Source organism: Pseudomonas asgharzadehiana (assembly GCF_019139815.1).
Classification (GTDB): domain Bacteria; phylum Pseudomonadota; class Gammaproteobacteria; order Pseudomonadales; family Pseudomonadaceae; genus Aquipseudomonas; species Aquipseudomonas asgharzadehiana.
The window spans coordinates 4,417,518-4,431,392 of the sequence record NZ_CP077079.1 but is presented as its reverse complement, the minus strand read 5'-3'; the positions used below and the strand labels follow the sequence as shown (position 1 = coordinate 4,431,392).

The following is a 13,875-nucleotide window of genomic DNA, read 5'->3' as shown; positions in this document are numbered from 1 at the left end:
AAAATTCCTGATGAGATAAGCGTGCTCAGGTCATTGGGCGGCCGGTTGGCTGTGTGGAAACAGCAGGTCCACAAACTTTTGCGCGGTGGGCTGCGGTTCATGGTTGGCCAGGCCGGCCCGTTCGTTGGCCTCGATAAATACGTACTCTGGTTGATCGGCGGCGGGCACCAGCAGGTCCAGGCCCACCATGGGGATGTCCAGGGCGCGGGCGGCGCGCACGGCGGCGTCCTTGAGCGTGGGATGCAGGATCGCGGTGACATCTTCCAGGCAACCGCCGGTGTGCAGGTTGGCGGTACGGCGTACCGCCAGGGTTAGGCCACGGGGCAGGACGCTGCTGTAGTCGTAGCCTGCGGCGGCAAGGGTGCGTTCGGTTTCGGCGTCCAGGGGGATTTTGCTTTCGCCGTCGGTGGCGGCCTGACGGCGACGGCTTTGGGCCTCGATCAGGGCGCGGATGGAGTGCTGGCCGTCACCGGTCACCTCGGCGGGGCGGCGAATCGCGGCGGCAACCACCTCGAAGCCGATCACCAGGATGCGCAAGTCTAGGCCTTCATGAAAGCTCTCCAGCAGTACGCGGCTGTCGAACTGGCGCGCGTTTTCGATTGCCTGCTGCACCTCTTCGATGGTCTGCAGGTCCACCGCCACGCCTTGGCCCTGCTCGCCATCCAGCGGCTTGACCACCACGCGCTGGTGCTCGTCGAGGAACTCCAGGTTCTCGTCGGCACTGCCCGCCAATTGCTGCGACGGCAACTGCAAACCGGCGGCCTTGAGCACCTTGTGGGTCAGGCTCTTGTCCTGGCACAGGGTCATGCTGATGGCGCTGGTCAGGTCGCTCAGTGACTCACGGCAGCGCACGCGGCGCCCGCCATGGCTGAGGGTGAACAAACCGGCATCGGCATCATCCACCTGCACATCGATACCGCGTCGGTGGGCTTCTTCAACGATGATCCGCGCATACGGGTTGAACCCCGCCTGCGGCCCAGGGCCGAGAAACAGCGGCTGGTTGATGCCGTTCTTGTGCTTGATCGCAAACGTGGTCAGCGCACGGAAACCGAGCTTGGCATAAAGCCCCTTGGCCTGACGGTTATCGTGCAGCACCGACAGGTCCAGGTAGCTCAAGCCACGGCTCATAAAGTGCTCCACCAAGTGACGCACCAGCACTTCGCCGACGCCGGGGCGCGCGCATAGCGGGTCGACGGCCAGGCACCACAGGCTGCAACCGTTTTCCGGGTCGTGAAAGGCTTTCTGGTGGTTGAGCCCCATCACGCTGCCGATCACCGCGCCGCTGTCTTCGTCCTCCGCCAGCCAATACACCGGGCCACCCTGATGACGCGGCGTGAGGCGTTCGGCGTCGACCGGCAACATGCCGCGCCCTTGATACAACTGGTTCACCGCCTGCCAGTCGGCTTCGCTCTGTACCCGGCGGATACGAAAGCCGCGAAACACACGGGTGGCCGGGCGATAGTCGCTGAACCACAGGCGCAAGGTGTCGGAGGGGTCGAGAAACAATTGCTGCGGGTCAATCCCGAGGATCTGCTGGGGCGCGGCCACGTACAGTGCGATGTCGCGTTCGCCGGGCTGTTCATTCAGCAGTTCCCCCGCCAGGCTGGCCGGGTCGGGGAAGGTATGGCCGATCAACAACCGGCCCCAGCCGCAATGCACGGCAATCGGTTCGGCGGCCAACGCGCTGCCGTCTTCGGCCAGGCGCGCCTGCAGGCGTTCGTAAGTGGGGGCCTGGCCTTTGAGCAAGCGTTGGCTATACGCCGCGGCGTTAGGTTTCATGGATCAAATTCCTTGTTCGCTGAGCCACAGGTTCAGCGCTGCCAGTTGCCACAGCTTGGAGCCGCGCAGCGGGGTCAATTGGCCCTGGGGGTCGGTGAGCAAGCGGTCGAGCATGGCGGGGTTGAAGAGGCCGCGGTCCTGGCTCGGGTCCAGCAGCAGGTCGCGCACCCAGTTCAGGGTGTCGCCTTGCAAATGCTTGAGGCCCGGTACCGGGAAGTAACCTTTTTTGCGGTCGATAACCTCGCTCGGGATCACCCGGCGCGCCGCTTCCTTGAGCACGTGTTTGCCGCCGTCGGGCAGCTTGAACCGGCCCGGCACACGGGCCGAAAGTTCTACCAGGCGGTAGTCGAGGAACGGTGTGCGCGCTTCCAGGCCCCAGGCCATGGTCATGTTGTCGACACGTTTGACCGGGTCGTCCACCAGCATCACCGTGCTGTCCAGGCGCAGGGCCTTGTCCACGGCGGCATCGGCGCCCGGCATCGCAAAATGCTCGCGCACGAAGTCGCCGGCGGCGTCATGGGCGGTCAGCCATTTTGGTGCGACGGTGGCGGCATAGTCGTCATAGCTGCGGTCGAAAAACGCCTCACGGTAGGCAGCATACGGGTCGCTTGCGCCGTCCACTTGCGGGTACCAGTGGTAACCGGCGAACAACTCATCGGCACCCTGGCCGCTCTGCACAACCTTGCAATGCTTGGCCACTTCCCGCGACAACAGGTAGAAGGCGATGCAGTCATGGCTGACCATCGGCTCGCTCATGGCGCGGAACGCCGCCGGCAGTTGCTCGATGATTTCGCTTTCGGCGATACGCAGTTGGTGGTGACGGGTGCCGTAGTGCTTGGCGATCAGGTCCGAATACTGGAACTCGTCACCGCGCTCGCCGCCGGCATCTTCAAAACCGATGGAGAAGGTCGACAGATCCTGCACGCCAACCTCACGCAACAGGCCCACGAGCATGCTCGAATCGACGCCGCCGGAGAGCAACACGCCCACATCCACCGCCGCCCGTTGGCGAATCGCCACGGCTTCGCGGGTGCTGTCGAGCACACGGTCGGTCCAGTCTTCCAGGCTCAGGTACTTCTCATCTTCACGCGGGCCGTAGGGCAGGGTCCACCAGGTTTTCTGCTCGGTGTTGCCGTTGGCCTCGATACGCATCCAGCTGGCCGGCGGCAGTTTTTCAATGCCCGCCAGCAACGTGCGCGGCGCAGGCACCACCGCGTGGAAGTTCAGGTAATGGTTCAGCGCCACCGGATCGAGGATCGGGTTGATGTCGCCACCCTTGAGCAGCGCAGGCAGCGCGGAGGCAAAGCGCAGGCGCTGGCCGGTGCGCGACAGGTACAGCGGCTTCACACCCAGGCGGTCACGCGCGATGAACAAGCGCTGGGCATCGCGCTCCCAAATGGCGAAGGCGAACATGCCGTTGAGCTTGGGCAGCAGCGCTTCGCCCCAAGCGTGATAGCCCTTGAGCAGCACTTCGGTGTCGCCACCGGAATAGAACGCATAGCCCAGCGCTTCAAGCTCCTGGCGCAATTCGGGGAAGTTGTAGATCGCGCCGTTGAACGCCAGGGAAAGCCCCAGTTGAGCGTCGACCATCGGTTGGGCGGAGCCGTCCGACAAGTCCATGATCTTCAGGCGGCGATGGCCCAGGGCAATCGGCCCTTGGGCATGAAAACCCCAGGCATCGGGGCCTCGGGGGGCGAGGTGATGGGTGATGCGTTCTACGTCTGCAAGGCTTGCAGGTTGATGATCAAAGCGTAACTCGCCAGCTAATCCACACATAAGTTCCTTACCGGTTTTTCCGTTGGGGAGGTTTGGGGGTACCCGAAAACTGACCCACCTGTGTTGCGGTAGTTTTAGATCAATCGGTTATAAGCAGGCTGGCGGGCGCGTCGTTGTATTAATTATTACGGCCTTGATTGCGGCGTGAGGTGCCTAAGCTGACGCCTCATTTTTTCAAGGAGCACCCCCCATGGATCAGGACGTCAGTGTGTCGCAGGGTCTTCAGCCGATGACGACGCGTGAGTTATCGATGGCGTTATTGGAGCTCACCGGCGAGCTGGAAAAGGCCGAGGTACTGCAACAGAACGTGCCCGACTGGTTGATGAACGCCGGTGGCACATTCCTGGAACAACTCAATGAGGCCGCAGACGAGGCGCTGTCCCTTCAGGAAGCCGTAAAAGTGCGCTTGAGTACCTTGGACGATGTCCAGGCTTTTTGCCGCAAACACCTGAAAGCCGCGCTGTCCAGCGAGTTTGGCGACGGCTTCGACGTGGATGAAGACCGTCTGTGGCTGCCACAGCGCGAGTGGTTCAACCTGGGGCCGCCGCTGTATCGGGATGTGCCCACGCCGGCGCGGTGGGTCAGCCACAGCTTGTTGGAAGCCGCGATGCAGAACTTCACCCAAGCGCAGGAAGGTGTCGGTGAGGACGGCATGCCGGCGGTGGCGATGTTGGCCACCCAGGCACCGGCAAAGCCCTCGCCGGCGGCTTTTGCCAAGTGCTGTCGCCGCTTGGACCTGGGTAAGCGCTATCAAGAACACCTGCTGCACGTGCTCACCCAGGGGCGGTCCGCCAACGATGACCAGGCGTTGTTCACACCGGTCGCGCGATCGATAAAACAGCTGAGAGTCGCCGTGTTGAAAATGGAGGTGCTGATTGCCTATCAGAAGCAGCACCTGTCCAAAGACGGCTACGACACGCTGCAGCTGTTCCTCGAAAAAGGCGCGACGCTGGCGTCAGGTGATGTGCTTTATAACGCTAAGCCGGTGAGCCTGCAGGGCCTGGAAATCCACGGCGCCTGCCTCTGGGGCGTGGTGGTGTTTTCCGCACGCTCGGTTGAACAATTCCCTACCGAAAAATGCATGGTTTACATGCCCGGCGAACCTTTTCGCCCGGTGTACGAGTACGCGGCATTCAGCCAATTCCAGCAGTACCTCAGCCTCAAATTGAAAACGAAGGCCTACCGGCAGACCTTCACCCGTTATATCGATGAGGCCAATCGGCTGGATTTTTTCAAGGCGCTGACGGACCAGGCCGAGTTGGGGGTTATCAAACAACGCCCGATGACCCATGACCTCAACAGGTTTTTCTTCGAGAGCCTGCTGGGCAAACTGCAAGTGGACAGTCGGACCCTGGCGGTGCCGACCGCCGATGTGGATGCCGAGCAACGGCAAAAACGTCTTGAGGGCTACTGGGAGGCCGGGCTCACCCTGGCCAACATCTGCGCGATGTTCATCCCCGTCATGGGCGAACTGATGATGGGGGTGACCCTGGGGCAGTTGCTCGGCGAGATCTTTTACGGTTATGAGGATTGGCAGGCCGGGGATAAGCGCAAAGCGTTTTCGCACCTGACCAATGTGCTGGCCAATGTCGCGCTGATGGCCGCGTTCGCAAAGGCCAGCTCCGCGCTCAAACTGCACCCGCAGCAAGACACGGCTGATTGGTTCGATGGCTTCGAAGCGGTCACCCGAGGGGGGTGGCGTCGGCTGTGGAAGCGCAACCTGCGTCGTTATCGCCAGCCGATAGACCTGTCTGACACGCCGGACAGCAACGGCCTCTACCAAATAGGCGACAAGACATTTGTGCGGTTGCAGGGGCATGCGCTGGAGGTGCGTTTCGATGAGCTGTCCGGGGGCTGGCGCTTGCAACCCCAGGCGGGTCACGACCTGTTTGCCCCGCCTGTGGAGCTCAACGGCGAAGGCGGCTGGCGTTACCGCGGCGAACGGCCGGCCGAATGGGATAACAGCCTGTATGTGCTGCGGCGTATAGCGCCTGATCTCAAAGCGCTCAGTGCGCTGCGGCTGGAAGCAGTCCAGGACATCACCCAGGCGCCGCTGCCGCGATTGCAAGCGTGGGCGCGGCAGAACCAACCCGTGTCCAGGCGCTTCAGGGACCAGGCCGAACGGTTCATCCTGGAGCAGCGCATTCGTGACTGTATCTGGCACCTGGTGAATGAGGGCCAGCCCACCGCCGAGAATCAACGGCTGTTGCTGCATGCGTTACCCATGCTGCCGGCATGGCCCAAGCACGTCTATTTCGAATTGTTCAACGACAACGGCGTGCATATCGCGAACTACCCGCAGGGGCTGCGCCTCACGCCCGAGCACACCGGTATTCGTCTGACCGAGCACTCATTGCGTGAAGACGGAGTACTGGGCTTGGCCCTCGATAAGCTGGATGAGCAAGCCACGGCACAGTTGCTCAAGGAGGCGCCCGCTAGTGGCACGCCCGCGCGTCGCCTGGCCCGGGCGGTAGCGGACTGGATGGAGAAAAACGCAGCGCTGTTTTTCGGCAAGCTGTATGAGGCCTATGACCGGCCCAACGGGCCTTCGCAAACCCTGTTCAAGCAGCGATTTGCCCAATTGCCGGTGCGCGTCGCTCAGCGTCTGATTGATCGGGCCAGCAGCGTTGAGCGCCTGCGGGTTGTCAATGACCAGCGTATCCCCATGCGCCTGGCCCAGGAGGCTCGAGAAATGATGGAACAGGTAGCGGCGGACCGGGCCTGTGCCGAATTATTCCTGCCCGCGCGGGGGTTATCCGAGAGCCGGCTCCAGGTGCTCCAGTTGCTCAAACGCATGCCCGGCTGGCCGGCGGATTTTGCCCTGGAAGTTCGCGACGGCAGTATCGGGGGGCCGTTGCTGGAGCGGGTGGGGCCGTCGGATGCCAAGGTCCGCCGGATTATCGCCAAGCAGGGCGAGCTGCATGAAGTCTACGACGTCTCGGGGCGAATCTTGGGGCTTCCCACCTCCGGGCGCCAGAGTCTGTACGACGCGGCGCTGCGTGCGCTGCCCGCGGAACAATTGAACGCGCTGGGGTTGTCTGAGCGCGAGCGCTCCCATGGGTTCAAGCTACGCAACGAACTCTTTGAGCATGCCGTCAATGATCGTCCGGCGGTCATGGCGTTGTTGCGCGGCGAGTCTCTGGATAAAACTGAACCGCTTCCCGCGTGCGTCCAGGCCAGCCCGCCGGCCCCCCCAGTGCCTGCCGCTCACTCGCGGGCGTTGGTGCGTCGCACGCGCAGACTGTTTCCATTGTTTACCGAGATCCAGATCAACCATTTCCTGGATGAGCGAGGCGCCGACCACCTGGAGCGTGCCGAATCGATCAAGGCGCATGAGCAGCAGCTACAGGTGTTGCGCGCCAGTTTGAAAAGCTGGACCCGCGCCACCCAAGGCATTACCGGCGAGCTGCACACCAGCCGCCTGCAAGTGGCCGGCCTGATCGAAGACGCCTGGCGCCGTCTGACCTTCGTCCCGGGGGAGGGGCGTGAAAGCGTCGCGGGCCTCAAGCTCGACGGCATGCGCGTCGGCGATCTGCCGTCGCTGCCTGGCGCGGTCAAGTTCGATCACCTGCGGCTGGTGTCACTCAACGATATGCAACTCGACGACAGCGTGGCGTACTTTCTCAAGGCATTTACCCACGTCGAATCATTGAGCCTTGAGCGCAACAACATTACCCGGCTGCCGGAAATCCTGGCGCACATGCCCGGGCTCAAACGTTTGCTGATGTCGTCCAACGCCCTGACGCTGTCCGAGTACACGCTGAAAAAACTCGCCGATATGCGCAACCTGATTGCCCTGGACTTGAGTGAAAACCGCCTCGGCGCAACGCCGGAGGTGGGCAAAATGCTGGATATGGTGCATCTCAAACTGCGTAATTGTGACCTTCGCGAACTCCCGGTGGGCTTGGGGCGGTTGCCCTTCCTGGACTTTGTGGATCTGCGCAACAACGCCATTCGACAACTGCCTGATTGGGTGTTTGCCGCACCACGGCGTATCGCCCAAACCATTAACCTGCGTTTCAACCCCTTGTCGTCGACCACGGTCGCGAGCCTCGACGCTTACCGTAGGCGAACCGGTATCGGCATGGGCTACCTGCACGACGATATCGCGGCGATGAATGAGTCGACCGCACGCGGTATCTGGATGCCGGAGTCCCCTGCCGCCCACAAAGCGATCTGGACCGATCTGAAAGACGACCAGCGTTCAGAGAGCCTGTTCGCGTTGTTATCCGAACTGGGTAACAGTGCTGACAGCGAATTTGTCAGAGAAGACATGCACAAGCGCGTATGGGAGGTGCTGGAAGCGGCGCATGACAACACCGAGCTGCGTAACGAGGTATTCAACCTGGCGGCCAACCCCTTCAACTGTACGGACTCGGCGGCCATCAACTTCAGCCATCTGGAAGTGGCGGTGCGGGTGCACAAGGCCGGCGTGGCGAGTGAGCGGGGCACTTCGACGGCGGCATTGCTGCGCGAGGGGCGTGGCCTGTTTCGGCTTGATGAGCTGGAAAAACTGGCCCATGAACACAGCCAGGCCGACCCCTCGGCGGATCCGGCGGAAGTCAGCCTGGCCTATCGCACCGGCCTTGTGGAATCGCTGGACTTGCCTGGGCAGCCGACGCATATGCGTTTTGCCGGGTTAAGCGGAGTAACGCGCGAGGACCTGGAAAAGGCTTCCATGCGAGTGCGCACGGCCGAACTTTCGCCGGCCTTCATGGACTCCCTCACCGGGCGCAAGTTCTGGCGTACCCATTTGCGTAAACGCTATCCCGGCCGGTTTGACTTGATGAACACGCCGTTTCACGAGGAGCAGGATGCGATCATGGAACGCGCTCACTCCATGGACGATGCGCAATTTCGGCGTGAGTTTGAAGCCATTGGCGATCGCAGGGAGGCCGCCGAACGCACGTTGTTCAGGGAGCTGACCCACGAGGAAATGAAAACCGTGGACATGGGCTGCCAAGCGCTCGTGGACTGAGCGACGCCGTTACTTTTGATTGCGCATCAGGCCGCGCACGGCAAACCGATTGGGGTGGCAGGCCTGTGCGACGCCGACGGGCACCGGCAGCGGTTCGTCGTTGAGCCACGCCGCGAGCAGCTCGCCGCACAGTGGCGCGGTGATCAGGCCGCGTGAGCCGTGGCCGCTGTTGATGTACAGGCCTTCGAGCCAGGGGCAGGGCGTTTGCGGGACCTGGCGTGCGTCCTTGCGCAATACGGCGTAGGCCTGGGCGAAGTCTTCGCTGTGGGCCAACGGGCCGACAATCGGCAAGTAATCCGGGCTGGTGCAGCGAAACGCGGCGCGCCCCTGGAGCTGCGTGGGGTCTGCCTGGTCGGCGGCCAGGCGTTCGAGCAAGTCGACCGAGATGTCGCGCAGCATCTGCAGGTTGCCGCTGTGCTCGCCGGCCGTGGGCGTCAGGTCATCGCTGGCGAAGTCAAAACTGGCGCCGAGGGTATGTTCGCCCAACCGTGCCGGCGCGATATAACCCTCGCCGCAGACCACTGTGGCCAGTGCCTGGCTGTCGGCGGTTTGCGGCAACCGGGTGATCTGGCCGCGAATGCGCTTGAGCGGCAACTGGGCGCTGAACGGGAAGCGCTTGATCTCGGCGGCGCCGGCCAACACCACCACCGGCGCGCTGGCCAGCAGAGTCTCGCCGTCGCGTGCCTGCCATTGCCCGTCGACCTGCTGCAAGGTGAGGGCCTCTTGATGCAGCAGCAACTGCACCCCCGGCTGCTGCGCTTGCCACTGGCACAGCGCGGGCGGATGCACCCAGCCACCCTGCGGAAAAAACAGCCCGCCGTGCGCCAGTTGCACACCGGCGCGGGCCTGGGCCTCGGCGCGGTCCAGGGTATGCAGCAGGTCAGGGGCAAAGGCCTGGGCCAATTGCGCCTGGCGCTCGCCTTCCTTGGCATTGAACGCCAGTTGCAGCACGCCGCAGGCCTGCCAGTCGACGTCTTGCTGCAAATGCTCGAGCAGGCGGCGTGTGTAGCCGAACCCGCTGACAATCAGTTGCGACAGTGCCGTGCCGTGGGCCGACAGCTTGAGGTACAACACCCCCTGCGGATTGCCCGAGGCTTCCTGGGCCAACGCCCCATGGCGTTCCAGCAGGCTGACGCGCCAGCCCCTGGCGGCCAGGCTGGCAGCGGTGGCGCAACCGGCCAGGCCGGCGCCGATGACCAGCGCGTGGCGCTCGCCCGTGTGCCGCGCCGGGCGGGCGAACCACGGCGCGCCGGCCGCTGGCGCAGGCAGTTGTTCGGGCCAGCCGATGAACTCACCGCGCAAAATTTCCCATTTATGGCCGATCCCCGGCGTGCGCTTCATTTTGAAGCCGGCGGCGTTGATCAGCCGCCTTACCCAACCCGTGCTGGTAAAGGTGCTGATGGTTGCGCCGGGCGCGGCCAACCGCGCCAGTTCGGCGAACAACTCGGCGGTCCACATGTCGGGGTTTTTCGCCGGCGCAAAGCCGTCGAGAAACCACGCGTCGACCTGGGCATCCAGCTGCGGCAGTTGCTCCAGGGCATCGCCGATCAACAGCGTCAGGGTCACGCGACCGCCGTCCAGCACTAAACGCTGGAAGCCTTGGTGGATGGCGACGTACTGGGCCAGCAACTGTTCGGCGAAGGGCTGCAGTTCCGGCCACAGGGCCAGTGCCCGTTGCAGATCGGCGTAACTCAGCGGGTACTTTTCCACGCTGACGAAATGCAGGTGCGCCCCGGCCACCGCCTGTTGCGCGAACAACTGCCAGGTACACAGGAAATTCAAGCCGGTGCCGAAGCCGGTCTCGCCAATCACCAACCGCCCGCCCACCGGCAGGGCGGCAAAGCGTTCCTGCAAACGGTTCTGTTCAAGGAACACATAGCGGGTTTCTTCAAGGCCCGACTTGTCGGAGAAGTACACGTCGTCGAACACCCGCGAGCGCGGGCGACCTTGGTCATCCCAGTCGAGCTGGGCGTGGGGCAATACGGGGTTCATGGGCGGCTCGGCAAAGGCAAGGCCGCCATTCTAGCTGATCAACAGGCAATCAATTGACCCATGGCAAGCATGCGTGGAATTTCCTCCCGCGTGTTGCTGCCCAATCCGCTAGTCTTGAGCCATCTTGAAACGGAGCTGCCCATGTTCGAATCCGCCGAAATCGGTCACGCCATCGACAAAGACACCTACGACGCCGAAGTGCCGGCCTTGCGCGAGGCCCTGCTGGAGGCGCAGTACGAGCTGCAACAGCAAAAGCGCTTCCCGGTGATCATCTTGATCAATGGCATCGAAGGCGCCGGCAAGGGCGAGACGGTCAAGCTGCTCAATGAATGGATGGACCCGCGCCTGATCGAAGTGCGCACCTTCGACCAGCAGACCGACGAAGAACTGGCCCGGCCACCCGCCTGGCGCTACTGGCGCCAGTTGCCTGCCAAAGGCCGCATGGGCATCTTTTTCGGCAACTGGTACAGCCAGATGCTGCAAGGCCGGGTGCATGGGCAAATCAAGGACGCGCGGCTCGACCAGGCCATCGCCGGCGCCGAGCGCCTGGAAAAAATGTTTTGCGATGAAGGCGCGCTGATCTTCAAATTCTGGTTCCACCTTTCCAAGAAGCAAATGAAGGCGCGACTCAAAGCCCTGGCCGACGACCCGCTGCACAGTTGGCGCATCAGCCCATTGGATTGGCAACAATCGCAGACCTACGACAAGTTCGTGCACTTCGGCGAGCGCGTGCTGCGCCGCACCAGCCGTGATTACGCGCCGTGGCATGTGATCGAAGGGGTGGACAGCAATTATCGCGGGCTCACCGTGGGCAAACTGCTGCTGGAAGGCATGCAGAATGCCCTGAAGCAGCCCAAGGGCAAGGCCAGCGGCATGAACCCGGCGCCGCTGATCGCCGCCGTGGACAAGAAGGGCCTGCTCGACAGCCTCGACATGACCCTGCGCCTGGACAAGGACGACTACGAAGAACAGCTGATCACCGAGCAGGCGCGGCTCTCTGGCCTGATGCGCGACAAGCGCATGCGCAAACACGCGTTGATTACGGTGTTCGAAGGTAACGATGCGGCCGGCAAGGGCGGCGCGATCCGTCGCGTGGCGGCGGCGCTGGACCCGCGCCAGTACCACATCGTACCGATTGCCGCGCCGAGCGAAGACGAGCGCGCCCAACCCTACCTGTGGCGGTTCTGGCAGAAAATCCCGGCGCGGGGCATGTTCACGGTGTTCGACCGCTCCTGGTACGGCCGCGTGCTGGTGGAGCGCATCGAAGGCTTTTGCACACCGGCGGACTGGATGCGCGCCTATGGCGAGATCAATGACTTTGAAGAGCAACTGCGCGATGCGGGCGTGATCGTGGTCAAGTTCTGGCTGGCCATCGATAAAGACACCCAACTGGAACGCTTCCAGGCCCGTGAAGAAATCCCCTTCAAACGCTTCAAGATCACCGAAGACGACTGGCGCAACCGCGACAAATGGGACGCCTACCGCACCGCCGTGGGCGACATGGTCGATCGCACCAGCACCGAAGTCTCGCCCTGGACCTTGGTGGAAGCCAACGACAAGCGCTGGGCGCGGGTCAAGGTGTTGCGCACCATCAACCAGGCGCTGGAGGAGGCGTTCGCCGAAACCGATAAGCGCGACAAGAAGAAAAAGAAATAACCTCACCGTCATGCTTTCGCATCCATGGGGTGAATGATCGTCGCGGTCGGGCAGGCCTGGATCTATCCTCGATCCATCTCCCAACAACCACAAGATCGAGGTAGCCCATGCGTGAAGTAGTGATCGTCGACAGTGTGCGAACCGGCCTGGCCAAGTCTTTTCGCGGCAAGTTCAACCAGACCCGTCCGGACGACATGGCGGCCCATTGCGTCAACGCGCTGCTGACCCGCAATGGCATCGACCCGGCCACGGTAGAAGACTGCATCGTCGGCGCCGGCTCCAATGAAGGCGCCCAGGGCTACAACATCGGGCGCAACGTGGCGGTGCTGTCGCAACTGGGCACCGGCACGGCAGGCATGACCCTCAACCGCTTTTGTTCCTCGGGCTTGCAGGCGATTGCGATTGCCGCCAACCAGATCGCCTCCGGCTGCAGCGATATCATCGTCGCCGGGGGCGTCGAGTCCATCAGCCTGACCATGAAAAGCGTCAACACCGACAACCTGATCAACCCACTGCTCAAGGCGCAGGTGCCGGGTATTTATTTCCCCATGGGCCAGACCGCCGAAATCGTCGCGCGCCGCTATAACGTCAGCCGCGAGGAACAGGATCTGTACGCCCTGCAGAGCCAGCAACGTACCGCCCAGGCCCAGGCGGACGGGTTGTTCAATGATGAAATCGTACCCATGAAGGTCACCTACAAGGTCGAGGACAAGGCCACCGGCGAGGTGCAGCTACTGGAAGGCGTGGTGGACCGCGACGACTGCAACCGACCCGACACCACCCTGGCCAGCCTGCAGGGCTTGAAACCGGTGTTCGCCGAAGATGGCTCGGTGACGGCGGGCAATTCCTCGCAGCTGTCCGACGGCGCTTCGATGACCCTGGTGATGAGCCTGGAAAAAGCCCTGGCGCTGGGGCTCAAGCCCAAGGCGTTCTTCCGCGGCTTTACCGTCGCGGGTTGCGAGCCGGACGAGATGGGCATCGGCCCGGTGTTCTCGGTGCCCAAGTTGCTCAAGGCGCGCGGCTTGCAGGTGGCGGACATCGATGTGTGGGAGCTCAACGAAGCGTTCGCCTCCCAATGCCTCTACGCCCGCAATCGCCTGGAAATCGATAACGCCAAGTACAACGTCAACGGTGGTTCGATCGCCATCGGCCATCCGTTCGGCATGACCGGCTCGCGGCAAGTCGGGCATCTGGTGCGCGAGTTGCAACGGCGCAACCTGCGTTACGGCATCGTCACCATGTGCGTGGGCGGTGGCATGGGCGCGACAGGGTTGTTCGAGGCGGTGCGCTAGCGCAGTGATGCCCTGCGGCATCCGATAACCATTGAAAGGGGGAGCTTGCTCCCCCTTTTCTTTACCTTCAAATAATCAATAAGCCATTAATGGGTCGATGTTTAACACGGTTGGACTTTCAAGTTTATCTCGTTTGGTTCTGACAGTTTTTGCTGGTGAGTAGGTGCGTTAACTAACGCCAATGTAGTCCGCTTCCTTCAGATCAACTTATTATTTATGTAGGACGCCATAAGTTTCCTATTTGTCGTGATGGACTTTGCCTACGCAATCATCTGATGTTGATGGGTTGTTTATCCAAGTGTGGAGTGGGAACTTGCATGCCGTTGATTGGCGGCCCGAAAGCACAATAAAAAGTTGCCAGGGCCAATACGGTCGCCCGATCAAACGCATTGTTTAAACCGC

6 protein-coding genes are annotated in these 13,875 nt (G+C 62.4%); 3 read left to right on the top strand and 3 right to left on the bottom strand.

The features are described 5' to 3' along the window. Positions 1 to 30 precede the first annotated feature (30 nt). Together ngg and KSS96_RS19955 are read right to left on the bottom strand one after the other, a co-directional pair. Positions 31 to 1,779 carry an N-acetylglutaminylglutamine synthetase gene (gene ngg, locus KSS96_RS19960; protein ID WP_068937087.1) on the bottom strand — a complete coding sequence of 583 codons (1,749 nt, stop codon included), beginning with the start codon at positions 1,777 to 1,779 and terminating at the stop codon, positions 31 to 33. A gap of 3 nt (positions 1,780 to 1,782) precedes the next feature. Beyond that, a complete protein-coding gene (locus tag KSS96_RS19955) occupies positions 1,783 to 3,555 on the bottom strand; it encodes an N-acetylglutaminylglutamine amidotransferase (protein WP_017527717.1) in 1,773 nt (590 codons plus the stop codon). A gap of 190 nt (positions 3,556 to 3,745) precedes the next feature. Here KSS96_RS19955 and KSS96_RS19950 point away from each other — a divergent pair, with 190 nt between their 5' ends. Then, positions 3,746 to 8,533: an NEL-type E3 ubiquitin ligase domain-containing protein gene (locus KSS96_RS19950; RefSeq protein ID WP_065876498.1), complete on the top strand. Its 4,788-nt coding sequence runs from the start codon at positions 3,746 to 3,748 to the stop codon at positions 8,531 to 8,533. Positions 8,534 to 8,542: 9 nt separating this feature from the next. Here the strand turns inward: KSS96_RS19950 and mnmC are convergent, their stop codons facing one another. Beyond that, positions 8,543 to 10,525: a bifunctional tRNA (5-methylaminomethyl-2-thiouridine)(34)-methyltransferase MnmC2/FAD-dependent 5-carboxymethylaminomethyl-2-thiouridine(34) oxidoreductase MnmC1 gene (gene mnmC / locus KSS96_RS19945; RefSeq protein ID WP_017527719.1), complete on the bottom strand. Its 1,983-nt coding sequence runs from the start codon at positions 10,523 to 10,525 to the stop codon at positions 8,543 to 8,545. 141 nt (positions 10,526 to 10,666) lie between these two features. Here mnmC and pap point away from each other — a divergent pair, with 141 nt between their 5' ends. After that, positions 10,667 to 12,181, top strand: coding sequence for a polyphosphate:AMP phosphotransferase (gene pap / locus KSS96_RS19940; RefSeq protein ID WP_017527720.1), 1,515 nt, complete (start codon positions 10,667 to 10,669; stop codon positions 12,179 to 12,181). A 107-nt stretch (positions 12,182 to 12,288) separates the two neighbouring features. Next, entirely contained in the window at positions 12,289 to 13,473 is a 1,185-nt protein-coding gene (locus KSS96_RS19935; protein ID WP_017527721.1) for a thiolase family protein, read from the top strand. Positions 13,474 to 13,875: the final 402 nt, after the last annotated feature.

Bases quoted from the DNA above. Each gene is read 5' to 3' on its own strand.
- KSS96_RS19950 (WP_065876498.1), top strand. From the start codon at position 3,746: ATGGATCAGGACGTCAGTGTGTCGCAGGGTCTTCAGCCGATGACGACG.
- mnmC (WP_017527719.1), bottom strand. From the start codon at position 10,525: ATGAACCCCGTATTGCCCCACGCCCAGCTCGACTGGGATGACCAAGGT.
- ngg (WP_068937087.1), bottom strand. From the start codon at position 1,779: ATGAAACCTAACGCCGCGGCGTATAGCCAACGCTTGCTCAAAGGCCAG.
- pap (WP_017527720.1), top strand. From the start codon at position 10,667: ATGTTCGAATCCGCCGAAATCGGTCACGCCATCGACAAAGACACCTAC.
- KSS96_RS19955 (WP_017527717.1), bottom strand. From the start codon at position 3,555: ATGTGTGGATTAGCTGGCGAGTTACGCTTTGATCATCAACCTGCAAGC.
- KSS96_RS19935 (WP_017527721.1), top strand. From the start codon at position 12,289: ATGCGTGAAGTAGTGATCGTCGACAGTGTGCGAACCGGCCTGGCCAAG.